The organism is Streptosporangium jomthongense, from assembly GCF_042650425.1.
In the GTDB taxonomy this organism is placed as follows: domain Bacteria; phylum Actinomycetota; class Actinomycetes; order Streptosporangiales; family Streptosporangiaceae; genus Streptosporangium.
In genome coordinates, this window is record NZ_JBHSBC010000067.1 from 1 (window position 1) to 21,570 (window position 21,570).

Annotated in this window: 28 protein-coding genes; 3 read left to right on the forward strand and 25 right to left on the reverse strand. The window is 69.2% G+C overall.

From position 1 onward, the window contains the following. The first annotated feature begins 202 nt into the window (after positions 1 to 202). Both ACFOYY_RS42060 and ACFOYY_RS42065 read left to right on the forward strand, forming a co-directional pair. Complete coding sequence (locus ACFOYY_RS42060) at positions 203 to 325, forward strand: hypothetical protein (protein WP_386197125.1); 123 nt, start codon at positions 203 to 205, stop codon at positions 323 to 325. Between the two features lie 114 nt (positions 326 to 439). Next, positions 440 to 1,048, forward strand: coding sequence for a hypothetical protein (locus ACFOYY_RS42065; protein ID WP_386197126.1), 609 nt, complete (start codon positions 440 to 442; stop codon positions 1,046 to 1,048). Positions 1,049 to 1,053: 5 nt separating this feature from the next. On the opposite strand, the gene ACFOYY_RS42070 is transcribed toward ACFOYY_RS42065, so the two are convergent. From ACFOYY_RS42070 to ACFOYY_RS42085, 4 genes are all read right to left on the reverse strand, one after another. Further along, a complete protein-coding gene (locus ACFOYY_RS42070) occupies positions 1,054 to 1,317 on the reverse strand; it encodes a hypothetical protein (protein WP_386197127.1) in 264 nt (87 codons plus the stop codon). A 167-nt stretch (positions 1,318 to 1,484) separates the two neighbouring features. Beyond that, positions 1,485 to 1,898 carry a hypothetical protein gene (locus tag ACFOYY_RS42075; protein ID WP_386197128.1) on the reverse strand — a complete coding sequence of 138 codons (414 nt, stop codon included), beginning with the start codon at positions 1,896 to 1,898 and terminating at the stop codon, positions 1,485 to 1,487. Next, positions 1,895 to 2,713 (reverse strand): peptidoglycan recognition protein family protein, encoded by an 819-nt coding sequence (locus ACFOYY_RS42080; protein ID WP_386197129.1) that lies wholly within the window; start codon positions 2,711 to 2,713, stop codon positions 1,895 to 1,897. Before ACFOYY_RS42080 ends, ACFOYY_RS42075 begins: the two co-directional genes overlap by 4 nt. Positions 2,714 to 2,767: 54 nt before the next feature. Further along, positions 2,768 to 3,100, reverse strand: coding sequence for a hypothetical protein (locus ACFOYY_RS42085; RefSeq protein WP_386197130.1), 333 nt, complete (start codon positions 3,098 to 3,100; stop codon positions 2,768 to 2,770). A 167-nt stretch (positions 3,101 to 3,267) separates the two neighbouring features. Here ACFOYY_RS42085 and ACFOYY_RS42090 point away from each other — a divergent pair, with 167 nt between their 5' ends. Further along, positions 3,268 to 4,254 carry a DUF4352 domain-containing protein gene (locus ACFOYY_RS42090; RefSeq protein ID WP_386197131.1) on the forward strand — a complete coding sequence of 329 codons (987 nt, stop codon included), beginning with the start codon at positions 3,268 to 3,270 and terminating at the stop codon, positions 4,252 to 4,254. Here the strand turns inward: ACFOYY_RS42090 and ACFOYY_RS42095 are convergent. The 21 genes from ACFOYY_RS42095 to ACFOYY_RS42195 all read right to left on the reverse strand — a co-directional run bounded on the left by ACFOYY_RS42095 (position 4,247) and on the right by ACFOYY_RS42195 (position 21,560). Next, positions 4,247 to 4,861: a hypothetical protein gene (locus ACFOYY_RS42095; protein ID WP_386197132.1), complete on the reverse strand. Its 615-nt coding sequence runs from the start codon at positions 4,859 to 4,861 to the stop codon at positions 4,247 to 4,249. The genes ACFOYY_RS42090 and ACFOYY_RS42095 overlap by 8 nt on opposite strands. Before the next feature lie 14 nt (positions 4,862 to 4,875). Beyond that, positions 4,876 to 6,072: a hypothetical protein gene (locus ACFOYY_RS42100; protein WP_386197133.1), complete on the reverse strand. Its 1,197-nt coding sequence runs from the start codon at positions 6,070 to 6,072 to the stop codon at positions 4,876 to 4,878. After that, on the reverse strand, positions 6,069 to 10,535 hold the full coding sequence (locus ACFOYY_RS42105; RefSeq protein ID WP_386197134.1) for a phage tail tape measure protein: 4,467 nt from the start codon (positions 10,533 to 10,535) through the stop codon (positions 6,069 to 6,071). The genes ACFOYY_RS42100 and ACFOYY_RS42105 overlap by 4 nt, the downstream gene beginning before the upstream one ends. After that, positions 10,522 to 10,848 (reverse strand): hypothetical protein, encoded by a 327-nt coding sequence (locus ACFOYY_RS42110; RefSeq protein ID WP_386197135.1) that lies wholly within the window; start codon positions 10,846 to 10,848, stop codon positions 10,522 to 10,524. The genes ACFOYY_RS42105 and ACFOYY_RS42110 overlap by 14 nt, the downstream gene beginning before the upstream one ends. Further along, positions 10,845 to 11,345, reverse strand: a complete 501-nt coding sequence (locus ACFOYY_RS42115; RefSeq protein WP_386197136.1) for a hypothetical protein — start codon at positions 11,343 to 11,345, stop codon at positions 10,845 to 10,847. Before ACFOYY_RS42115 ends, ACFOYY_RS42110 begins: the two co-directional genes overlap by 4 nt. Further along, positions 11,342 to 11,827, reverse strand: coding sequence for a phage tail tube protein (locus ACFOYY_RS42120; RefSeq protein WP_386197137.1), 486 nt, complete (start codon positions 11,825 to 11,827; stop codon positions 11,342 to 11,344). Before ACFOYY_RS42120 ends, ACFOYY_RS42115 begins: the two co-directional genes overlap by 4 nt. Before the next feature lie 260 nt (positions 11,828 to 12,087). Beyond that, positions 12,088 to 12,591 (reverse strand): hypothetical protein, encoded by a 504-nt coding sequence (locus tag ACFOYY_RS42125; protein WP_386197138.1) that lies wholly within the window; start codon positions 12,589 to 12,591, stop codon positions 12,088 to 12,090. A 16-nt stretch (positions 12,592 to 12,607) separates the two neighbouring features. Continuing rightward, positions 12,608 to 13,039, reverse strand: coding sequence for an HK97 gp10 family phage protein (locus ACFOYY_RS42130; protein ID WP_352015345.1), 432 nt, complete (start codon positions 13,037 to 13,039; stop codon positions 12,608 to 12,610). 4 nt (positions 13,040 to 13,043) lie between these two features. Beyond that, positions 13,044 to 13,505: a hypothetical protein gene (locus tag ACFOYY_RS42135; RefSeq protein WP_352015346.1), complete on the reverse strand. Its 462-nt coding sequence runs from the start codon at positions 13,503 to 13,505 to the stop codon at positions 13,044 to 13,046. After that, on the reverse strand, positions 13,505 to 13,672 hold the full coding sequence (locus ACFOYY_RS42140; protein ID WP_386197139.1) for a hypothetical protein: 168 nt from the start codon (positions 13,670 to 13,672) through the stop codon (positions 13,505 to 13,507). Before ACFOYY_RS42140 ends, ACFOYY_RS42135 begins: the two co-directional genes overlap by 1 nt. A gap of 136 nt (positions 13,673 to 13,808) precedes the next feature. Continuing rightward, complete coding sequence (locus ACFOYY_RS42145; RefSeq protein ID WP_386197140.1) at positions 13,809 to 14,648, reverse strand: hypothetical protein; 840 nt, start codon at positions 14,646 to 14,648, stop codon at positions 13,809 to 13,811. Positions 14,649 to 15,232: 584 nt separating this feature from the next. After that, positions 15,233 to 15,700 (reverse strand): hypothetical protein, encoded by a 468-nt coding sequence (locus tag ACFOYY_RS42150; protein ID WP_386197141.1) that lies wholly within the window; start codon positions 15,698 to 15,700, stop codon positions 15,233 to 15,235. A 19-nt stretch (positions 15,701 to 15,719) separates the two neighbouring features. After that, positions 15,720 to 16,307 (reverse strand): hypothetical protein, encoded by a 588-nt coding sequence (locus ACFOYY_RS42155; protein WP_386197142.1) that lies wholly within the window; start codon positions 16,305 to 16,307, stop codon positions 15,720 to 15,722. A 19-nt stretch (positions 16,308 to 16,326) separates the two neighbouring features. After that, positions 16,327 to 16,635: a hypothetical protein gene (locus ACFOYY_RS42160; RefSeq protein WP_386197143.1), complete on the reverse strand. Its 309-nt coding sequence runs from the start codon at positions 16,633 to 16,635 to the stop codon at positions 16,327 to 16,329. A gap of 55 nt (positions 16,636 to 16,690) precedes the next feature. Continuing rightward, complete coding sequence (locus ACFOYY_RS42165; protein WP_386197144.1) at positions 16,691 to 16,963, reverse strand: hypothetical protein; 273 nt, start codon at positions 16,961 to 16,963, stop codon at positions 16,691 to 16,693. A gap of 12 nt (positions 16,964 to 16,975) precedes the next feature. Continuing rightward, positions 16,976 to 17,386 carry a hypothetical protein gene (locus ACFOYY_RS42170; RefSeq protein ID WP_386197145.1) on the reverse strand — a complete coding sequence of 137 codons (411 nt, stop codon included), beginning with the start codon at positions 17,384 to 17,386 and terminating at the stop codon, positions 16,976 to 16,978. Between the two features lie 10 nt (positions 17,387 to 17,396). Then, a complete protein-coding gene (locus tag ACFOYY_RS42175) occupies positions 17,397 to 18,659 on the reverse strand; it encodes a phage major capsid protein (RefSeq protein WP_386197146.1) in 1,263 nt (420 codons plus the stop codon). A gap of 7 nt (positions 18,660 to 18,666) precedes the next feature. Beyond that, positions 18,667 to 19,758 (reverse strand): HK97 family phage prohead protease, encoded by a 1,092-nt coding sequence (locus ACFOYY_RS42180; protein WP_386197147.1) that lies wholly within the window; start codon positions 19,756 to 19,758, stop codon positions 18,667 to 18,669. Further along, positions 19,758 to 21,119: a phage portal protein gene (locus ACFOYY_RS42185; RefSeq protein ID WP_386197148.1), complete on the reverse strand. Its 1,362-nt coding sequence runs from the start codon at positions 21,117 to 21,119 to the stop codon at positions 19,758 to 19,760. The genes ACFOYY_RS42180 and ACFOYY_RS42185 overlap by 1 nt, the downstream gene beginning before the upstream one ends. Then, positions 21,119 to 21,334 (reverse strand): hypothetical protein, encoded by a 216-nt coding sequence (locus ACFOYY_RS42190; protein WP_386197149.1) that lies wholly within the window; start codon positions 21,332 to 21,334, stop codon positions 21,119 to 21,121. The genes ACFOYY_RS42185 and ACFOYY_RS42190 overlap by 1 nt, the downstream gene beginning before the upstream one ends. Positions 21,335 to 21,344: 10 nt before the next feature. Further along, positions 21,345 to 21,560, reverse strand: coding sequence for a hypothetical protein (locus ACFOYY_RS42195; protein ID WP_386197150.1), 216 nt, complete (start codon positions 21,558 to 21,560; stop codon positions 21,345 to 21,347). Between the last annotated feature and the right edge of the window lie 10 nt (positions 21,561 to 21,570).

Sequence of the window (21,570 nt, forward strand, 5' to 3'; positions counted from 1 at the left end):
GTGCCCGTTGGGGAGGGTCGTCCTCCATCGTCGGCTCCCCCCAAGGCATCGGCTCTGGCCTTTCCACCCGGGACGTCACCGGGATCGTGCAGACCGCCGTCATGGGCCTCTGAGCTGACCGTAGGCAACGCCCTCACCTTTCGGGTAGGGGCGTCCTGCTGTCCTCCTGCGCACGATCACCCCGCCGGGCGACCATGACGGCATGACACCCGACGACGACCCGATGCCCAACCACGTCCTGCGGGACTCCCTTACCGTGCTGGAGCCGTACCGCGAGCAGGTGGAGCCTCTGCTGCGGGCGGCCGAGACCGAGCTCGACGAGTAGCTGTTCGCTGGAGAGCCCTCGCCCCCACGGCGAGGGCTCTTTTTCGTGCTACCCATTACGGAGAGCCCGTATTACGGTAAATGCCACCATCCCACTGCCCCACCGAGGAAACCAATGACGTTTTCCGAAGGCTGGCAGGCCCGCGCCATAACCTGGCGCATAGCGACCACGCTGGCATTATTCGCACTCGCAGGACTGGCCTCCTGGATGAACCGCCCCCGCGCCTGGCCGACCGTCATCACCGCCAGCGCATGCATCTGGTTCGCCTACTGGCTACAGAGCAACATCTCCACCTTCACCGACCCCCGACACCTGCGCGCACTACGCGCCGCAGTCAAGGCCGCCCGCCCGAAGACAGCGCTTCGATACGGCGACGTCCTGCTGGACGTGAGCAAGCCCTCATGGTGGGACACGACGATCCACCGCATCACCGAGACGGACCTCGCCGACGCCCGCGCCGACCTGCTGATGGGGGCGCAGGTCACCACAGTGAGATACGAGGTGTTCTTCATCCGGGGCCGCTACACCATCATCGGCTTGCGAGGCGCCCACGCCGCCAAGGCCGGAGCGGACGGAGAACTGGAGATCATGCCCTCGCCTCGGATGTCGTCTTACAGGCGCATGCGGGCAATGCAGTCCGCCGGCCGGTCAGGCGCCCTGCACGTCACCCCCGCCGAGATCGCTGACCTACTACATCAGCTCCAGCAGGCCGAACCGATGTAAGCCATTCAGCTCTCCTCCCGAGCGGCCTTCCTCAGCGCGACCTGCCGATCATGGCGCTGGCCCGTGCCGCCCCACCACTCATCCTGATACAGCGTTTCCAGCGCGGCCATCTGCGCTGATCGCACCTCAGCCAGCTGGGTTCGCTGCTCGTCGGTCATCTGCAGCGACGGCGGCAACTCCCGGCACAGCTGCTCCACCGCGTCCGTCGCCGCCCAGAAAGCGCGCTGCGCCTGAATGAGGCGTTCCGGAAAGTCGTAGGTGTCGGACATAGCTCTCCCCGGGGTGGTGCGCGTGGTACGGCGGTGATCCTATGAGGAGTGCTCGGACAGCACGAAAGCGCCCCGCCGCCCTCCGCGCAGGAGGACGAGCGGGGCGCTGCAGTCTGGGTGGGGTCCCGACCGGCTTGGCCGCACGTCCGGGACCCCACAAGCTGAGACTACCGCTGCGACAGCGGCAAATCCGGGCGGGGCGTATGACGGGCCATGAAGCCGGACACCGCCGTGATCGCCGTCGGGATCAGCGGCACGGTGATGGTCTCCAGCCAGTCCGGCCAGAACGCGATCAGCGACAAATCGCTGTTCACCGCCTGCAGCACACTCAGCGCGGCCACTGACCCCAGGTAAGTTCCCAGCGTGGCCCACTTCACCTTGGCCTCCACCGCCGGCCGCGACGTCGTGATGGGCTCTCCGTGCATACGCTCCTCCTTGGGGAGACCACCGCCCTCTCGGGGCGGAAAACAAGAAGACCAGCCCGAACGTGGCTGGTCAGGGTCGTGCGGTATGCGATCTGGTATGAAATCGGGCCGTTCATCGCGGCCCAGCAGGTAGGCGAGCAGCGCCCCCTCGATCACGGCGCCGCGGGCTCCTCGGGTGTGGGCTCAGGTTCGGCCGGCGGCTTCCACGCCCACGTCGACTCCCACGTCGCCCGATCGACGACGCCGGTGACCGGCAGGCCCACCGCCCGTTGCCAGGACCGGCACACCGTCCGCGACTGCGGGCCGTACCAGCCGTCGACGTCGAGCCGCCACCCGCGCCGGACGAGACGCTCCTGCCACGCCTCCACGTCCTCGCCATGCAGCATCGGATCCTCGACCTGCAGCACACGGCCCGGCCACAGGGCGACGCCGTCGCGCACGACGACCTTGATGGGCTTCGCCTCGTCGCCCCGCACCATCGCCATGAACTCGTCCCACGGGAAGCTGCTCCCCGGGTCTGAGTGGTCCGTCTGCTTGAAAGCCGCCGACACGTCCACGTGCCCGCAGATGCCCCGCTTGCCCGCCCGCACCTCAGCCACCGACAGGCGTCGCAGAGGCACATCCCACCGGGCCGCGACCTGCCGCACCAGCACCGCCGCCCGCCGCAGCATCTCCTGGTGGTCGTCATCAGCCCACCGGGACGCCGGGCCCTTCTGCGGGTCGCACAGCTCCACACCGATCGAGCCCGTGTTCGGCGGGGCGTGGTACGCCACCGTCGTCTCCCGCACCGCCGCCACCACCTCGCCCGGATCCACGATGTAGTGCGCGCTCCCGCCCGCCGAAGACGACTGGAAGTAGCGGGCCACCGCCCGGGCGCCACCCTCCACGCACGGGCTGACGGTGGCGTGAATCACGATCCGCGTCACCACACTCTGAGTGCCGCCATGCTTCGCGGCCTGCACAAACCTCATGACCGCTCCTCCTTCTTTCACTGACGGCGCCCCTTGCGCCAGGTCCGACCGCCGTCAGCGGATCAGGCTGATGACGACCGGGATGAGCACGCCGGCCGCAGTCACCAGCAGGCCGACGACCGCGAGGATCTGCCGAGTCCGGTCGGCCAGCTGGGGCCGGGTGACGACGTCCCGTTCCAGCGCATCCAGCCGGGTTTCCAGCGCCTGGCCGCGGGCTTCGGCGACGGCACGGTCGGCATCGACGCGCTTGGCGAGGTCGGCGTGGCGCCCGTCGGCATGGTCCAAGCGCTGCAGGATGAGAGCGTTCTGGCCAGCGGTGCGTTCGAAGCCGACCTCTACCAGCCGCCGTATCTCGGCCAGCGCGCTATCGACGCTGGGGTCCTGCATGGGCCCCGCCCCTCCCATCGGGTGGCCGTGTTCGGCCACGACGTAGCCCGGCCGGGTGGCTCAGGCGTCACACACCGCACCCTTCGCGCGCACCAGGAGAAACCGTGTCGTACCCACCCCAATACGACCCTTACGGACGCCGTCCGCTTCTGTCCCCCATAGCCATCGTGCTCGGGACAGCCCTCCTGGCCGGGGCTGCGGTTCTCGCGATCATCCTCGTGCTCAGACCCCCCACGAGCTCCTCAGGCACCGCCGCCGCCAACGGCACCGAGGTCGCACAAGACCTGGGGACCCAAGAGCAGACCGAGGACGGCGCCCGCGCCGCCGCGCAACAGACGCTGGACGCGTACGCCGGGGGCGACTACGGCGCGTTCTGGGACCGCTGGACGACCGCCTCCCAAGCCCTGATGGGGCGCGCGGACTTCATCCGAATGCACACCGAGTGCGCCCAGCCCGCGCAGGGAGTGCGTTTCGTGGTCGGCGCCGTCACCGTGACCGGCACCACCGCACGAGTAGGAGTCACCCGGCTCATCGCCGCCACCACCTTCGATTTCACCTTCGAAGACGGGGCCTGGCGGTACGTGCTGCCCGCAGAGCAGCAGGCCGAGTACCGGAAGGGCGTCGACCAGATCGTGCAGGAGCGGAAGGCCTCAAACCAATGTGGCCGAGACGCTCTGAAGCTCACCCCGGTTCCGATGCCAACGTCGTCTCCTGACGCGCCGACATCCACTGCGCCACCCGCCGCCGCAACGAAAGTCGGCCAGCCGGTCCAGGTCGGGGATCTGACCTTCACCGTCACCCGAGTCGAACAAGGCGCCCAGCTGAAAGAGCCCATCACGAACAAGCCGGTGCAGGCGCAAGGCCAGTGGGTGCTGGTGCACGTCTCCGTCACGAGCCACGCCAGCAAGGCCGTACCGATCCTCGGCGGTCGCCAGACCCTCGTAGACGACCAAGGGCGGCAGTACGCCCAGGACGACAAGGCCGCGAACTACAACATGGGGGACCTGGCACTGACTATCAAGGCGATCAACCCAGGCCAGACGCTGACCGGGGCCTTCGTGTACGACGTGCCCGCAGGGAGCAAACCGACGGCGCTGGAGTTGCACGACTACGCCCAGGCCGACAGCCCGGCGGTGAGGGTGGGTCTCAACTAGCGGCGCTGAGATATGCCCCATGAAGGATGAATTCCTGGCCAGAGCTGGCGAACAGGGTCCCGGTCACGCTGCTGAATCCGACCGAGGATCCGCTGGCGTACGCCCTGTAGATCTTGAACCGGTCCCGGGCGCTTGACGTGATCACGCCCAGCGCCACCGTGGCGTCCACCGCATTCCCCTGATAGCTGCCGATGACCTGTTCGCCCTGCGTGATGCTCGGGGCGCTGGGCGCATACCCGTTGACGGGGGCGGAAACCGCGATCTGATCTGAGGTCCCGCTGAATCCGCTGGAATTCAGCACCCGGATATAAACCTCAACGATGTTGCCGTTCTGGCGATATTTTCCCCACTTGGTGAGGCCGGACGAGATCGTGGAAGCGTTCTGGTAGACCGTAGGGGTGTAGTCCTTCCACGCCGCGCCGAGTTCCTCCCAGACGCTGCCGTTGTACCGCTGCGTCTTGTTGGTGTCGGTCTCGTAGATGTGCATGCCCTGCACCGGCGTCGGCCTCGTCGCGGACGTGCACCGGATGACGGCCTGGCTCATCAGGTAGGTGTCCACGTCCGACGACGTGAGAATCTCACCGACCGCGAAATCCTTGAACGGCACCGCGCCCTCTCCCTTCAGTACGCCAGAGCGTTGTTGTCGAGCTGACCAAGCACGGGGTTGTCGAGGACCAGGAAAGATCCGTACTTGGTGGCCGACTGCAGGCTCCACGTGGTGATCCAGGTCGCGGGCCCCTTGACGTGAGCGATGCCGCGAATGAACACATCCCGGGTGATCGCCGTACCGCCGCCCGGCGGACGGCGGACGATCCGGATCCGGTCGCCGATCTCCCGCGCCAGCACCTGAGGAAACAGCGTCGGGTCGGCGTGGGCGTGGATCTCGATCTCGTCGAAGCGCACCTCGGGGTCCTTGGAGACGTACAGGATCCAGCTCGCGTAGTTGCCCACGGTGGTGTCGTCCTGCAGTTGCAGCTCTGACGCCTGGAAGGTGCGGGTCAGGAACTCGTCTTGGCTCGCGGAGTCGCCAAGCAGCTGCTCCACGCCGCCGGTCCGTTGCGCCCGGACCTCGTTGTACAGGGTCGCGTCATCGGTGTTGATCCGCGCCACGCACGGGGCCGCCACCCCAGGGGTAGCGCCGAAGGTGGTCTGCACCGTGTTGGAGCGGGTGTCGGTCAGCACCGCCTGCCGGTTGCGGAAGACCACCCTCCCGGCCCCGTCGATGTACAGCTCGCCGATCTCGGAGTCGGCGACGGCCTGCAGTTCGCTGAGGGCGTCCCCCTCCAGGGTCGTCGCCTGCACCGTTGAGTTGCCGGTGGCGATGACCCGATCCGTGGCGGACCACCCTGCCGAGTTCAGAACCCGCGTGATGCGGGCCCCGGTGGTCTCACCAGCGCCGACGGCCGCGACGGCCGGGCGCTTCTTGTTGCGCAGCACCTTGAAGCCGTCGGTGGCCCTGACCGTGACCTCGCTGTAGACGTCGGCGACCCAGTCGACGTCCCACTGGTCGACGAACCCCCTGAAGACGTTGTAGGTCGTCGAGTTCCAGGTGGCGCGGATGCGGATCGGCCGCATGGGCGTGACCTGGCTACGGCCGCCGGAGACGTATGGGCCAGCGGTGTTGGTCGGGTCGAAGCGCCGGTCGGTGTTGTTCAGCACGACAGTGGCGGTGCCCGCCTCGTACCGGATGATCGGCGAGTCGATCCGTGACGACCCCCGCCGGGTGGTGATGCCGCGCTTGCCCCACGCGCTGACGTCGGTCCATGTGGAGCCGTTGAACATCACCTCGATCGTGACGACCGGCAGGGACGTGCTCACGGAGTACGCCGCCAGGTGCTGCCGGACCGGCGCTCGTACTCCTGGATCGCCTTCACCGTCACCGCCCCGACCGCCGCGAGGTCGCCGCCCGGGGGGACCTGCACCGTGATGTTGTAGGAGGTGCCGCCCTGACCGGCCAGCATCGACGGCAACGGCGCGGCACCTCCGTCCCCGCCGGACGGGCCGCCGGGCTTGAGGAACACCCCGCCGAAGTCGTGCGCGACCTGCGACAGAAGACCCTCGGCCCGGGCACGATACTGCTGGTCGTACGGGATGAACGCCTCGTCACCGGCGCCCTCGCCGAACAACACCATCGGGCGCCCAGCGATCATCGGCCCTGTCGGCCGCCGCAACCCTCCGACCGCGTACCGCTCGATGCCGCCGCTCTCGTACCGGTCAATCCCGCCCGAGGCGTGAGAGAGGCCGACGGCCGCACGCAGCGCCTCCCTGCTCAGGTCGTCCTGGTAGTCGGTCTTCACGAACACGGTCACGGTGCGGTCCTTGCCGATGCCGTTGTCGATCTCGACGCCGATCCGGCGCGCCGCCTCGAAGACCGACGTACGGCCGCCGTCCATACCCTCACGCACCCGGTCGGCGATCTCCTGACCTCGGGTCTGGGCGATCGAGCGCAGCACGGGCCCCGCCGCGGCGAGGTTCTCGGCGAAGGTGTCGCCCGCCTCCTTGCCGCTCTTCCCGTGCAGGGCGATGAACCGCTGGAGCTCCTCGCCAGACATCTGGGTGGCCAGCTGGACGACCTTCGCCCCGCCCGGCCCGAGCTCGGCGAGCTCCTTGAGCATCTCGTCCGGCACCCGGCCCGCCAGGCTGATGAGGTTGTCGGCCCAGTTCTCCTGGTCCTTGACCTGCTTCTCCAGCTCCGCCAGGTACTGGGTCGTGGTGACGGCCACCGTGCCGCCCAGATCCACCCAGGAGTCCCGAACGTCCTGGTTGGCCTTCACGGTGTCCCGCGCCGCGTCCTGGCGGGCCTTCCGTAGCGACTCCTCGGCGTCAGAGATGTCCCGCGCCGCATCCCGGGTGGCCTTGGCCGCCTCCGCCTCCGCGTCCGCGATGTCCTTACGGGCCTTCAGCACATCCTGTGCACTGGCGGCGCGCGTGCGGTCCAGCTCGACCGCGGCCTCTGCTGCGGCCTTCTCGGCATCGGAGATGTCCTTCTGCGCCTTGAGGACGTCCTTCGCGCCTTCGATGCGCGTCCGGTCCAGTGCCGCCGACGCGTCCGCCGCTTCCTTCTGCGCGTCGGAGATGTCCTTCTGCGCCTTCAGGATGTCCTTGGCCCCGTCGAGGCGCACCTGGGTCAGCGAGGCCTCGGCCTCGGCGAGAGACCGCGCGGCGTCCTCCTGCTGGCGGGCCGCCTCCCGGCGAGCGTCAGCCAGGGCCTGCTCGGCGTCGGCGACCGCTCGCGCCGCTTCCTCGCGCTGCTTGGCCAGCGCTGCCTCGGCCTCCCGCTCGGCCTCGATCGCCGCGGCGATGCGCTCCTTGGCGCCGATGACCTCGGTGCTGCCCTCGATGCCCGCCCGGTTGGCGTCGGCGAGCTCGGTCTGCAGCTCGGCGTTGCGGCGCTTGATCTCCTCCAGCCGCTCTACCGCGCGCCGGAAAGCCAGGTCGGCCTCGCGCCGATCCAGGCTCGACGCCTCCGGGTCGGCGTTGACCTCGTCGAGCCGTTCGCGAGCGCGCTCCAGCGCGATCTGCGCGCCCTCCTCGTCCAGCACCCCCGAAGCCTGCGACCGGGCGAGGTCTTCCAGCCGCTGCGCCGCCCGCTCCCGAGCCTCAACAAGATCCTGCTCGGCCTCGATGGTGCGGGCGTGGCTGTCCTGCAGCCGCCGCTCCGCCGCGATCTCCCGCTGAGCCGCGTCCTCCTGGACATCAGCAACGCGGCGGGTGGCTGACTCGATCTTCCGTCCGGAGTCCTCCGCGACGTCAGCGACCCGCTGCCGGGCGTCGGCGATCTTCTGGACCGCGTCGGCCTCGCGCTGCGCGGCCCGCTCCGCCGCCGCGGCCAGCGCCTCCTGCCGCTCGCCGATCTTCTCCTGCGCGTCGGCGACACTCTGAGCGGCATCAGCCTCCTTGCGCGCCGCCTCTTCTGTCGCGGTAGCCAGCGCCTCGCGCCGTTCGGCGACCCGCTCCTGGGCGTCCGCCACTGCCTGGACCGCGTCCGCCTCCTTACGGGCAGCCTCCTCCACCGCGGCGGTGAGGGCCTCCTGGGCGTCCTCGATCCGCTCCTGCGCCTCAACCGACCGCTCAGAAGCCTGCTCGTGCGCGTCCGCCACATCACGCTGCGCCCGCTTGATCTTGTCGGCGCCGGTCCGCTGCACCTCCGCCAGGCGCTCGACAGCAGCCGCCTGCCGGTCAGCAGCCGAGGAACCGCCGCCACCCGACGACCCAAGATCCTGCAGCACGCTGGACATGTCGCCGAACTGGCTGAACGCGCTCGACCAGGAGTCGATCATCTTCTGGGCGGCCTTCGAGGCGTCATCCCCGACCAGGCCGTACGTGGTGGCCAAGCCCTGCATGAAGGAGGACAGGTCACCCGCCACCCGGCCCTGACCGCCCATCTCGACGGACAAGCCCTTCATCGCGGTTTCCAGGCTGTTGACCTTCACCTCGGCCTTGCCGCTGACGTCAGCATGGTCCTGGGCCTTGCCCCTGGCCGCGTCCAGCTGGCGGCCGTACTCCCCAAGGGAGTCCTTCAGGGTGAGGATCGCGTCCGTCTCGTTCTTGATCTTCCGCGCGTCTTCATCCCATGGGAACGCGATTCCAGAGGACTTTCCCATCCGCGCTTCGAACATCTCGTCCAGCTGCTTGGTGAGCGCTGCGGCCTGCTCCTTGTTCCCGCTGAACGCCCCCGTCACCAAGTCCAGGTTCAGGCCGAGCTGCTTCGCCGACTCGATCAGGCCGTCGTCGACCAGACGAAAGGCGATCTTCTCCTTGGTCAGAGCGGCCACGACGCCGTGGTCTTCGATGATCGCGTCGGTGAATTCCTTGACGCGGCCCGCCGCCTCCGCCTGCATGTCAGCGAATGCGATCGTGAGCACAGTGGCCGCCGCCAGCGCCGCCCCCCACGGGCCCATCAAGAACGAGCCGACGGCGCTCAGGCGGGACGCCATCGCGGCGCCGCGCGGCCCCATCCCCTCCAACGTCTTGGTGAAGTCGACCATCTTCGGTACGGCGATCATCGCCGCGCCGCCCGCCAGCGTCACGACCCCGGCCAGGCCGCCCACCACGCCGCCCGCAGCCTTCACCGGCTCCGGCAGGTCCTGCAACAGCGCGATCCAGCCCGAGGTGTGCTCAGCCGCCTCCCCGAGCACCGGCAAGAACGTCTCGCCGATCGTGATGCCCAGGTCGGTGACGTTGTTCTGAGCGACCTTCAGCTTGCTTGCGGTCGTCTCGTAGCGCTTCGCCGCTTCCTCCGCGAGCGCCGTGTTATCCGACCACGCCTGCTCGCCGAGTCGCAGCGAGTCGGTCAGCAGGCTGCCCGCCTGCGCGGTGCGCAGGAGAGCGTCGCGGACCTCGATCTCGCTGAAACCCAGCTGCTGCAGGGTCTGGAACAGGCTGCCGCCGGATGCCTCGACCCGCCCGAGCCCCTCGATGAAGGCGCCCAGAGCTGATCCCGCGTCCTCGCGGAATGCGGTCGAGAACTCGTCGGCCGACATGCCCGCGACCTGGGCGAACCGCTCCACCTGCTGGCCGCCGGCGTCAACCGCCTGGGCGATCGTGATCATGACACGGGAGATCGACGAACCGCCGGCCTCCGCGTTGATGCCGACGCTCGACAGCGCGGACGCGAACCCCAGGACCTGGCCCTCGCTGAGCCCGATCGTCTTGCCCGCACCGGCGATGCGCAGCGCCATCTCGACGATCTCAGACTCCGTCGAGGCGCCCGCGTTGCCCAGCGCCACCAGGGACGCGCCCAGGCGTCCGACCTCCTGCTGAGGGGTGCCCATGATGTTGGACAGCCGGGCCAAGGCCGTGGCCGCCTGCTCGGCCGACAGGTCCGTCGTCTCACCAAGGGCGACCATGGTCCTCGTGAAGCCGATGATGGACTCACGCTTGATACCGAGCTGCCCAGCCGCCTCCGCCACCGCCGCGATCTCCGCGTGGGTGGCCGGCAGTTCCCTGGCCAGGCTGCGCAGAGCACCTTCCAGGGCGGCCATCTGCTGCGGGGTGCCCTCAACGGTCTTGGTCACCCCGACCCACGCCGACTCCCAGTCCACGGCCGCCTTGACCGCCATGCCAATCCCGGCCACCGCCGCCGCGCCGAAGACCGAGACGGTCTGCCCCGTCGCCTCCATCTCAGCGCGAGCCTTGGCCGCGGCACGCTCCATCCGCTCCAGCTCACGCTGGCTGCGCTTGGCGGCCTCCTCCGTCTTCTTCAGCGCCTCCTCGGCCGCCTTGGAGCCCCGCTCATCCCAGCGGCTCTTGATGTCGATGATCAGGTCACGAACGGCCACGGGACTCCCTCACCTCCTTGCTTCGGATGAGCACCATGCGCTCTCCGCGGATGCGGCCCGGATCTCCGGCCAAACTGGCCTGGGCGCCCTGCAGGACCTCGCACCCACGGCACAGCTCGCGCTCGGCAAGGTATGCGTTGCGGTCACCGCCACGCTTCGGATCCCACTCGTCAGGCCTCGTCCCGCAGTCCCTGCACGCCTGCCGCTCTCGGATGTACTGCCAGATCGCCTTGTCGCGGTCGTCGGCATCCCAGCCGAGGAACTCCGAGTGGCGGATGCGGTAGGCGGCGCAGACCGCCAGCTCGATCGTCAAGCCTGGGTCTGCGTCCAGCCTTTTGGGAGCGTGGTGTCCGGGACCCGAACGTTGACCCGGATCGCCGCAGTGCACAGCTCGCCCCGCTCACCGGCCGAGAGGACTTCCGCCCAGACCTGGTCCCACTCGGCCGGCGTCAGGTCGGACTCGACGCACTCTCGGAAGCAGGCCTCCGGGAAGGTGTCGAGGTTCCAGGTTCGGTCCTCGGTCCCTTCCCGCGGTTTGTGCTTGCCGATCAGCGCCTCGAAGTCGTCCGGCCGCATCGCCCGCAGCACCACCGGCTCGTAGCAGGCCGCCAGCGAGGCCTCCGCCTCCGCCAGGGCGGCCTTGGCTGCGCGCACGGCCGACTCATCGGCCGCCTCCCCCTGGAACTGCAACACCCGCAGGGTCGTCCGAGCCGCCTCCAGCGCCTTGCGCGGCTCGGTGTCGTCGTCGATCCGCAGCGAGTACGTGTCGAACGGCCGCGGCCGGGCGAGCAGCCTCTCACGCAGACTCACGCCGGGATCACCACGTCCTCAGCAGGCTCAGCACCGACGGAGTACTGGATCACCAGTCGGGCCGCTTCCGCGCCCATGGTCCGCTGCTTGCCGACGGACAGGACGCGGACAGGGAAGACGTCCATCTTCCGACCGGCGACGTCGCCTCCGTCGAGCCACACGATGTGCCCCTCCGTGTCGCGCGGCATCAGGCCGCCCACGTCCTGGCTGTCTTCTCCCTGGTAGAAGGTGATCGCGGACTCCGCCGCCGACGTCAAGCCCGGGATGTTCGAGACGAAGCGCGAGTTGAGGTCCGGGGTGTCGATCTTCTGACCGCTGACCATCCATCCAGAGATGTCGGCGATGTCCTTGCTCAGGTCGGATCCGGCATTCAGTTCCGACCTGGTCGGAGCTGAGATGTTGGCGATGGACACGACCCAGTAGCACTTCGTGATACCCGGCCTGAAAAACCTGTTCGCGGGGGTGACCGGCGTGGCGACCATCTCTACTTCTCCTCCGTGCTCGCGCGCCGACGCCTCGGCGACTCGTCCTGCAATGCAGAAGCCCCGGCGCCTGCCGGGGCTTCTGAGGTCTGATCGGATGTGCCGTCCGGGTCGAGGACCGGCGGCGGGGGTGGCGGGGGTGGGTCGGTCTGCTCCCACCCGGCCCGCTGATGCTGCGCCAGGGACGACGCGGGCACCTCGACCGGCGGGGAATCCGGCAGTCGCGGGTGCGAGATCCACACGGTCTCCATGAGCACCCCCTACGAGCTCGCGCCGACGATGTGGATGTCGTACGTCACGCTCGTCCCGGCGCCGCTGTTGACGATGTTCAGCAGGTCACCGGTACCGGCCGTCACGACCACCCCAGCCGCGCTCGGGTCGTACCAGAACAGCATCCCGCCCGGCTTCACCGCGATGCCGTCGCTGGCCGCCAGGAACAGGGGCACGCCATTCGAGCCGGGCATGACGACGTTGACGTTGTTCGTGTTGCCCGCCGCCGCCACAACCAGCAGCATCTTGATCCGGGCGAACGTCAACGTGCCACCGAACGGCCCGCTGAGTGAACCGGCCAGGTCCAGCGCATCGGTACCGCTCGCGGCGATCGTGCGCTGGTCCGACCAGATCATGTCCGCCTGACCGGCACCAGCCCCCTGCTTCAAGTTCATCTGCCGCGCGAACCGCACCAGGTTCGTCGGCGTCGACAGGTCGAGCGGCGAGGTCACCTCGGCCTCAAGCTCGAACGCCGACGTCAGCCTAAACGCCATCTGCTGCCTTCCCTTCTCATCGGAAGCCCTGCTCACGGGCGACCTGGTCCACCGCGGCCGCCGCCGCGTCCAGCACCCCGCCCATCCCTGCTTCGGCCGCCGGCGCCAGATACGGCCGAGTTGCCTGAGTCACCCAGCGCTTCCGGTCGCCGAAGAACGGGTGCCGGAAGGTGCCCTTACCGGTGATGCCTTCGTACATTCGCGCGATCGGCGCCTTCGTCTGGCGGGCACGGACATACACGCCTGGATTACGTGCGCTCACCCGAACGCCCAAGGTGATCGCCGCAGGAATGCGGCGCGACCAGGAGGCTCGCCTCCGTGCGTCGGCGGCGATCGGCTCGGCCGCCGCCTTCAGCGCGGGCCGTATCGCTTTACGCAGCTCAGGCGGGATCTTCCCCAAGTCCTTGGCCAGCTTGCGGATCTCCTCGGCTGGGTTTCCCGTCGCCATGCCGTCACGCCTCCGTGAACGCGTCGACGTGCACGATGAACCGGATCGTGCACACCGGCCCCGCCTGCGTCTGGTCGGCCACCATGTCGAGGGTCGACATGCGAGCCATCATCACCGCCCCGCCCAGGCGCGAGTCTTCCGCCAGCTCTCGGCGGAACCCCTCCACGAGTTCGAAGGCTCGCAGCCTGGTCGTGCGCGCGTCCGGAAGCCCGTCACGGTACGCGTCACCGCGCCACGCCGACGCCATACACATGACGTCGTAGCGCTCCAGGTCCGGCTGCATGTCCAGCTGCTCCCGGGTCAGCGTGCTGCGCACGTCCGACTCCTCCGGAGAGCCGCTGTAGCCGATCGCGATCACGTCATCGCGGACCTCGGTCGTCGGGCCGCCGTCGAGGACCTGCACGTCCGGCCAGGCCCGAACGGCGATCGCGACGAGGGCATCGAGCGCCGCGGGGATCGTGGACATCAGCCCTCCCGGCCGACGCCGGGACCGTGGTTCTCGATCACCGGCCCGTCCGGCGGGGGCGTCCAGCCGAGCCGGGTGAGCAGCTCGTGCGTCGAGGTCGGGATGTAGACCTGGACGTCCTCCAGGTCCACCTGCACGACCTCGAAGACCGTAAGGTCCAGTTCCACCTTCGGGAACTGATCGGTCCCCAAGGCGAGACTCAGCCCGCGCAGATCCCGCGCGATGTCCTGGCCGTTCAGCCGGACAGCGGTCCCACCCTGCAGGCCAGTGCCCGATATCTCAATCCTGCTCACAGCATCCCTCTCAGCCGACCAGCGGCTCGTCGCGCTCCCGGTCCTTCTTCAGGCCCAGCAGCTCCATCACCCGGTACGGCATCGCGAACGGCCGCACCGACGCCGCGATGGCGTCCGTCTCCCCGAGTGCGGGCCTGCTGCCGGCCTGGTTGTGCTGCGACCCCCGCCAGAGGTGTGCGACCAGCTCGAGGGCGGCGAGCCTGAAGTTGGGCGGCAGCGGTGTGCGGCCTGCCCGATAGGTGACCCGCACCCGGCCGCCGAAGCTGCTGGTGTGCCGCAGCACACCCTCGGAGCCGTCGAGGTACCAGCCCGCCGCCCCGGCCACCCCATCGGCCGCCGGGAGCACCTCACCCCCGGGGAGCCGCTCCACCGTGGTGACCGCGATGACCGGACGCTTCGGGAGGATGATCGTGTTGCTGTACCGGGTGACGTCGTGGGTGAAGGAGGCCGGGGTGACCTGCCCCATCCGGTCGGTGATCATCTGGCAGGCGGTGACCACGAAAGCCTGCAGCTGGTCGTCGTCCTCGGTCGTCGTCTTGCGCATGTGCGCCTTCGCGTCCGCTACCGAGACGAACCCCGCCTCGCTCCAGAGGCCAGCGACGTCGAAGGTCTCCTCGTCGGAGCCTGCCGGACCCGTCGTCACCCACCGGGCGATGTGCTGCCCGGCCTGCGTCGGCGCGTAGTCGTAGTAGTAGAGGCCCAGCGCTGAGTTCGTCGGCGCGAACGGCCCCGCTGTGGTGCCGTCCGGCAGCAGGATCGTCAGCGCAATCGACGCCGGGGCCGTCAGGTTCCCGTCGTCGTCACGCACCGATGTCGACAGCCGTACATCCGCACCGAACGCGGTCGTCACCTTGCCTCCCCTCTCAGCACCACCAGCGGTGCCGACGAAGACGACAGCCGCACCCTCTGCGGCAGCACCACTGGCGGCCACGGCGGCGACACCATGGCCCGTCGTGCGACGACCGGCGGCCGCGGTCGGCGACTGCACAGCGCCGCCGGGACCAGGTCTTGCGGGCCGGGCGGCGGCACCACCGGGTAAGGAAGCCACCACACCCGCCCGCGCCGGACGCCAACCGGCCAGACACGCGGACTGGAGATCCACGCCAGCACCGGTCGCGGCGCAGGAGCGACGGCCTGCGGCCAAGGCGGCGAGCAGACACGGCCACGACGAACCGCGGGCGCGGGCCTGCGCCGCACTACGACCGGAGGCGGCGCCCACACCGGTACGACCGGAGGAACCGACGGGACGGACAGGAACCGGCCGCGGCGCGGCACACCCAGCCGCCGGCCCCGGCCCCGGCCGCTGACGAAGGGCGGAGGTGTCGGCGCCCCGGGGACGATCGTCCAGACCCGCCCGCGTGGAGCCCTGGGATAGCGCCATCGTCTGCTCACCCGCCACCCCCTCGATCACACGCCTTGCTGGTCAGGGGGCGGTTACTCTTCCCACTCGACGCTGAGCACGTACTTGTGCGAGGCGGGGAGGGCGTTGTCGCGGTTGATGAACGCGAGTCCGTTGGTGGTGCCGAGCGCGACGGCGAACTCCTCCAGGAGCTCCCACGGCAGATCCACGCCGGACTGGGAGTTGAACGGGATCCTGAACTGGTCGGCTGCGGTGTTCGTCGGCGCTGCCGAGTACGCCGTGTTCCACACCGCCCCGGCGGCCGCCGAGTTCGGGTCGAGCTTGCCCGGCGTCATCCCGGCGGTCGGCGTGGTGCCGGCGGAGGTGACGCGGTTGATGCCGACCACCAGCTGCTGGCTGGTCGGCGTGGTCGCACCGGCCACGCAGCCGAGCGTCACCCGGCGCAGCTTGTAGCCGTTGGCCGCCGACGCCATGAGCCAGGCGAAGCCCGTGTCGACCGCCAGGGCGGCGGCGGATTCGACCTGGGCGGAGTATCGAGCCACGAAAAGGCTCCCTTCGTGATCAGAAATAGCCGCTGTACTGGCTGATGACATGCGGAATCGCCGCAGCCGGAGCGGTGTCGGCGAGGGTGGAGGAGCTGTTGCCCGGGGTGCCGTCCCAGCTGCCTCCGACGCTGTCGCCGTCGAAGTACTCATCCAGGGCGCCGACCTGTTCGGTCAGCGCCTTCGTGATGACGGACGGGTTGATCGGAAAGTTGATCGCGTCGATGATCAGCCGGACCGCCACCGCGTTCGCCGGTGCTGTGGCGGTCATCCCTACGCGGGTGATCGTCTGTGCTGGCATGGTGAACCCGCTGCTCGGATACCCGAAGCCCGTGCCGCTCTCGGTGAGCCACTCGACATACAGGGTGCCGGAGTTGACGCTGAAGGTGCTGGTTCTGACGTAGGCGGACAAGGTGTAGGTGAGGCCTTCGACGACCGCCCCGTTGGCGGTGGCGGCGGTGAAGGCGTAGGAGTTGGTCGTGTACTCGGCGGCGTAGGGCCGGTCGAATCCCGCCGGGCTCGCCACCCTCGTCGGGGTGCTGCCGCCGCCCCAGCCCGCGACGTCGTTCGACAGGCACGGATTCAGGCACAGGTTGTGGCGCACCATCACGGCACCCCCTCACGGCTCAGATGGGGTCGTCGCCGCTGATGAACCCGGAGTTCTGCGGCTGCGAGGTGAGCGTGACGGCCACCTCGTGGGTGACGTAGCCGCCGCCCTCGGCCGGGATCCGGGTGCCTTCCTCATCGAGGTCGTACACCGAGATCGACCCTCGCAGAGGGTCGATCCACACGGTGATCTTGCTGTACGTCCCGATCGGCCAGCCCTGGGAGTCCAGGTCCTGGGACAGCAGCCACGTCCAGAAGGAGCGATATCCCGGGCTTGTCCTGAGCGCCGGGTCACTGCGAATCCCGGCCACCAGGTATGGATCAGACATGAGACTCCTGTAGTGACGAAGGGGCCGCCGCTCGCGCCGGCGGCCCCTTCGTTGATCACTTGTCGGCGGACCGCCCGCGCGCCTTGTTCGCCGCGGGCGGGGCCTGCTTCGTCTCGGCGTCAGCGCCGCCTTCCGGCGACTCGCCGAGCAGGCCGTACCGCTCGGCCTCGGCGCGCGAGATCGGCTGACCAGGCACGCAGTACAGCCATCGGGCGTCCGGGTCGGTATCGGGGACCAGGCGGTCGCGGTCCTCTGTCAGGCACAATCGGGCCGTGGCCGTGACGTGGCCAGCGTCGCCGTCCGGCTCGGTCACGAAGCTCAGTGCCATCTCCTCACCCTCCTACCGGTAGAAGACGACGACGCGGAACTTGCCCGCGGTCAGCGCCGCCGTCGCGATCGCGATCGCGAGATTCCGGCGGGCGGTCGTCTTGACCGACGTGCCCGCCGTGAACACGGGGGTGATGGCCTTGCGGCCGGTCGTCGACCACGGAGCGCCCGAGACGGCCGTGGCCGCCAGCAGGTCACCGGCGCCTTCGGAGTTCACCCCTACCGTCGCCGAGCCGCCCGAGGTGACGGCGGTGTCCACTTCGATGTAGCCGCCGACGATGACGCTCCCGGCGGGGATGTCGTTGCCGTTGGAGTCGCCAGGCGCCGATCGAAGCGTGATCGTGCTGACCGCGCCGCCGTCCACCGCGAAGTCGTACTCGCCCCGCGCTTCCTTCAGGCCGCGGGTGCCTTCGATGACAGGCACTGCTCCTCCTTCACAGGCCGGTGACGGTGCCGAACGCCTTCGGGCGATAATGAATCACCGTGCAGCGCACGTCCGCGCGGAGGGCGAGCTTGCCCTCGGCGAAGTAGGTCGAGTGACTGTTGGACACCTGCACGTCGATGCCCCGCCGTACCGCCAGCTCGGAGAAGTTCGCGTAGTCGCCCGCCACCGCGGACGTCGCCGGTGCGGCCACCGTCTCCACCACCGGGACGCCCCAGATCGTGGACGGCCCCGGGATCGACGGGTGGCCCCAGATGTAGACGCCGTCCGACGTCTTGAGCAGGCGGACCTCCTCCCACTTCGCGGGGCGGATGAACAGCACGCTCGGCTCGGCGAACCCGTCGTCGCGGATCTTCCTGAAGAGCTTGTAGATCGCGTCCGGGGTCGGGTCCGCGCCCTTCGCCTGGGTCTGGATGCCGACGACGGAGGCGGTGCCGAGCAAGTTCACGCCTGTGCCGTCCCCGACGAGGATCTGGCCGTCCAGGCGCTGCCGCAGCATGAACGGCAGACGGTTCTGCACGTACATCTCGGCGCGCGGCTCGTCCTCGAACTGCTCGTCCGTGATGGGCAAAAAAACGGCGACCTTGCGCACCTGCGAGGCCCGCTCGGTCAGCGCCAGCGTCGCCTCCGGGTAGGAGCCACCCTCGGCGGTCTCCGCCGCGGCGTTGGTGAAGGTCGTCTCCTCCATGTAGACCACCGACGCCTGCGTGGTCGTGGTCTGCGGCAGGAACTCCACCACGTGCGGAGCCGGGCGCGTGGGGAACATCTCGACCCGGCCCGTGCGGATCGACTCCGGCGCCCACCCGCCGGAGGTCTGGAACAGCGTCTTCAGCTCAATGTCGAGCTGCGCCGACGGTCCCATGCCGGACCCCGGCCGGTAGCCCTTGCACGCCTGCGACGCGACGAACAGCTCCCCCAGGCTCCGGTGCTGGCCGTTCTTCGTCCTCGGCTTGGTCAAGGTGTCCTTGTGGCCGGACTCGACCTGCTCGGCCTCCTTGGCCGCGCCGGCCGCACGGGCGATGACGAGCAGCTCGTCGACCTTGGCCTTGCGCTCGTCGATCTCGGCGTTGAGCTGACGGATGAAGTCGACCTTCGCCGCGGTGTCGCCCTGGATGGACTTCACCTTGGCCATGTCGTAGTCGGCCCCGGCCTCGTCGAAGATACTCTTCAGGCTCTGCCGCTTCGCATCCAGCGCCTGCTGTGCTTCCTTCAGCGCGGGGAACTCAACAACCCTTTCGGGCGCCTCGATAGTCATGATCTCCTCACATTCCGTTGAGCTGGGCGACCGACCGAGCGAACAGGGAGGCGATCTCCGCCTCGCTCGGGTCGTCGACGCCCAGAGGCGTGGAGAGCAGGGCCTTCAGGCGCTGCAGATCGGCGTCGATCCAGTCGAGGAGCTCGGCCGAGCGGGGCGCCATGCCCTTGCCCTTGAGTGCGCGGAGAGCCACGACTTCCGCAGTCCGATCGACGAAGGCGGACACCGCGGCTAGGACCGCGTGCCCCTCTTCGGCGTACTTCAACGACCCGCCCGGCTGCGTCCGCAGCTCCGGCGGCTCGATGTCGGCGTCCCGCAGGTGCCCTGCGAGATGCTCGTACACGCCCGCCCGGTCGGCATCGGGGATGCCGCCCTTGGCGGGGTCGTTCAGGCGGGCGATGCCCATCAGGCACGCCCGCACGTTGGCCGGGCCGCCGACGCCGTGGTGGTGCGCCAGCCGGTAGGAGGACTTGGCCTCCGGGTCGGCGTCGGCGTCCATCCAGGCGAAGACCGTGCGCAGCTCGCTGGGGCGTAGGTCGTCCGCGAGGCCCGCGATGGTCTTCGCGCCGTCCCAGCTCCTCGAGGTGACCTCGCTGTCGTGCGGGGCGAGCGCCCGGCCGCGACGCGGCGCCACCCCAGGGGCGCCTGACTTCGCCGACAGGGTCCGCGTGTTCACCCCAGCGCCCAAGAGCACCGGGCTGACCTCGTGGACCTTCAGCGCCTCCAGGAAACGGACCCGCTTGCCCTCGTGCTCGCCGTAGGAGAACTTCGTGGCGTCGTAGCCGTAGGACCACTGGCCGAGCTTGCCGAGGCGCTGCACCGTCTTGAAGGTGTCGATCCCGTGCGCCGTGTCCATGAAGAACTCGGCCTCCAGGATCGCCTCCTTGGAGGTGGTCCGGATCCTGCCCTTCCCGGGAGGCAGCGCGCCCTCCCAGGAGGTGTGTCCGTAGGCGCTGATCGGCATCTCCGCGCCGTCCTCGAACGCGCCCGGCAGCGTCACGTCGCTGTCACTGTCGGCCTTGTTGTAGGTGGCGAAAACGGCCGTGACCAGGCCCTTGTCCGCATCCTTGATCTCGACACGGAGACCCTTGGTGTCCATCACTGCTCCTTTGCCGGATCGGCCGGATTCGCTGGGGCGGCGGGCTGCGGGGAAGGCGTGGCGCTGGTGGGTGGCTGGAGCTGCACGCTGTAGAGCCCGGAGTGCTCCAACAAGGTCATGTCCTCGGCCTCCACTGCCGCAACGACGCTCTTCGGGATGTAGCCGGCATCCACCAGAGTCCTGATGGTGGTGGCCTTGACCTGCTGAATCTCCGCCGAGTCCTTCTTGTCCTCGCGGAGAAAGGCGATATCGCGGTCGTCGTACCAGAGCTCGGCGTTCGCCGGAACGTCGATCAGAGGCGCGAACGCCCCGGACACGTTGCGCCACAGCGGACGCATCGTGCCGTCCGCCAGGCGCCTCCTGGCCTGGCCGTAGTTACCCGCGTTGAGCGAGCTTCCGGCGAGCCCCTCGGAGAAGCCCACGATCGCCGCCGGTACTCCGGCCGCCGCAGCGAGCCGGGTTTCACCCGCCCCCTGGGTCGCCTTGAAGTCGAGCTGTGCCAGGTCCCGCCCGGCTACTGTGACGTCCGCTCCGCCGCCGAGGTAGAGGGTCTTGTAGGCGTTCTCAACGCCCTGGTGGGCCTCGTTCATCGTGGCGATGAACCGCTTGAGCATGTCCGGCGTCACCGATGCGTCCAGTGAGACAACCAGCTGCGGTGTGGCGCCGTTCCTGAAGAAGTTCCGCTTGTGCTGCGTGGCGGCCAGATCCGAGGAGACCTCCCGGATCACGGGCGTCAACCACGACATGCCCCGCCAGTTCGCCTCCGGGTCCGGGATCGGTGCGAAGTGGGCCACCTGGCTGGGCAGCAGGAGCCACTCCTTTCGCCCCGGCGGCGCGTAGTAGTAGCCGATCACCTCGGCGTCGAGCGCGTTGCCGTACAAGTCCGGCTCCAGCTTTGACCCGCTGACGATGGTCACCCAGTCCGGCCGCAGCCGCCGGAGGCGGTCGCCGACCCGCGCGGTGAAACCGTTCCCGGCCAGGTCGGCGTCCTGGATCGCCCGCGCCAGCAAGTCGCCGGTCGTGCCGCCGGGCCACGGCTTCTCCAGGGGGGCGAGGGCCGCCGTGCCGAACAGGTCCCCGGGGCGCCCATTGGCCATCCGCCGGAACTGGAACCGCGCCTCCGAGAAGATCGCCATCCGGACCGTCATCAGCGCCGCTACCGGCCCGTTGGCCTTGTAGATGCCGCGAACATAGCCCTGGAAGTCGTGCTCGATCTGCTCGCGCTCGCCGTTCATCGACGAGGACCCCAGGAAGGGGTAGCGAAGCCGATCCAGATCCCAGAAGTCAGGCTCCGACCAGGACTTGCGGGCAGGCTGCGCCCGGCCGCGATGCGTAGCCGCGACCTTGTCCAGCAGTCCCATCAGGCCGGGTCACCCTCAACGGACCGATCGGGGCGGTAAGCGGCCATCTGCTCCACGCCGCCGACCATGATGACCTCGACGCCTGGGAGCCGGGCCTCCAGAGCAGGCACCAGGCGCTCGCGGAACGCCTCAAGCTGGCTCGCGGTGACGTTCGACGCCAGGCGCAACAGGAGCGTGTCCCCAGGGCGGACGACCAGCGCATCGGCAACCTCCAAGATGGGCTGCTCACTCATCGGACCCGCCCTCGGTGACGCGCGGCCGGGCCGCCTCCTGCCAGCCCGCCACCACGGCCGACCACAGATAGACCAGCCCCATCCACGCCCTGCGGACAAGCCAGCCCAGCACGAACGGCACGAACAGCAGCGCCGTCAGTACGGCCCGGCGCGGGTCGGCCTCTCGCGCCTGCCGCTCGATCCGTTCCACCGGAATGCTCAACGCCATCGCCCCTCGC

What these genes read in the sequence shown, in the direction of transcription:
- ACFOYY_RS42070 (WP_386197127.1), bottom strand. Translation starts at nt 1,317, where the DNA reads ATGTCCGACACCTACGACTTTCCGGAACGCCTCATTCAGGCGCAGCGC.
- ACFOYY_RS42135 (WP_352015346.1), bottom strand. Translation starts at nt 13,505, where the DNA reads ATGTCCACGATCCCCGCGGCGCTCGATGCCCTCGTCGCGATCGCCGTT.
- ACFOYY_RS42165 (WP_386197144.1), bottom strand. Translation starts at nt 16,963, where the DNA reads ATGGCACTGAGCTTCGTGACCGAGCCGGACGGCGACGCTGGCCACGTC.
- ACFOYY_RS42175 (WP_386197146.1), bottom strand. Translation starts at nt 18,659, where the DNA reads ATGACTATCGAGGCGCCCGAAAGGGTTGTTGAGTTCCCCGCGCTGAAG.
- ACFOYY_RS42195 (WP_386197150.1), bottom strand. Translation starts at nt 21,560, where the DNA reads ATGGCGTTGAGCATTCCGGTGGAACGGATCGAGCGGCAGGCGCGAGAG.
- ACFOYY_RS42180 (WP_386197147.1), bottom strand. Translation starts at nt 19,758, where the DNA reads ATGGACACCAAGGGTCTCCGTGTCGAGATCAAGGATGCGGACAAGGGC.
- ACFOYY_RS42185 (WP_386197148.1), bottom strand. Translation starts at nt 21,119, where the DNA reads ATGGGACTGCTGGACAAGGTCGCGGCTACGCATCGCGGCCGGGCGCAG.
- ACFOYY_RS42130 (WP_352015345.1), bottom strand. Translation starts at nt 13,039, where the DNA reads ATGGCGACGGGAAACCCAGCCGAGGAGATCCGCAAGCTGGCCAAGGAC.
- ACFOYY_RS42080 (WP_386197129.1), bottom strand. Translation starts at nt 2,713, where the DNA reads ATGAGGTTTGTGCAGGCCGCGAAGCATGGCGGCACTCAGAGTGTGGTG.
- ACFOYY_RS42065 (WP_386197126.1), top strand. Translation starts at nt 440, where the DNA reads ATGACGTTTTCCGAAGGCTGGCAGGCCCGCGCCATAACCTGGCGCATA.
- ACFOYY_RS42060 (WP_386197125.1), top strand. Translation starts at nt 203, where the DNA reads ATGACACCCGACGACGACCCGATGCCCAACCACGTCCTGCGGGACTCC.
- ACFOYY_RS42155 (WP_386197142.1), bottom strand. Translation starts at nt 16,307, where the DNA reads ATGGTGCGCCACAACCTGTGCCTGAATCCGTGCCTGTCGAACGACGTC.
- ACFOYY_RS42085 (WP_386197130.1), bottom strand. Translation starts at nt 3,100, where the DNA reads ATGCAGGACCCCAGCGTCGATAGCGCGCTGGCCGAGATACGGCGGCTG.
- ACFOYY_RS42120 (WP_386197137.1), bottom strand. Translation starts at nt 11,827, where the DNA reads ATGGTCGCCACGCCGGTCACCCCCGCGAACAGGTTTTTCAGGCCGGGT.
- ACFOYY_RS42125 (WP_386197138.1), bottom strand. Translation starts at nt 12,591, where the DNA reads ATGGCGTTTAGGCTGACGTCGGCGTTCGAGCTTGAGGCCGAGGTGACC.
- ACFOYY_RS42160 (WP_386197143.1), bottom strand. Translation starts at nt 16,635, where the DNA reads ATGTCTGATCCATACCTGGTGGCCGGGATTCGCAGTGACCCGGCGCTC.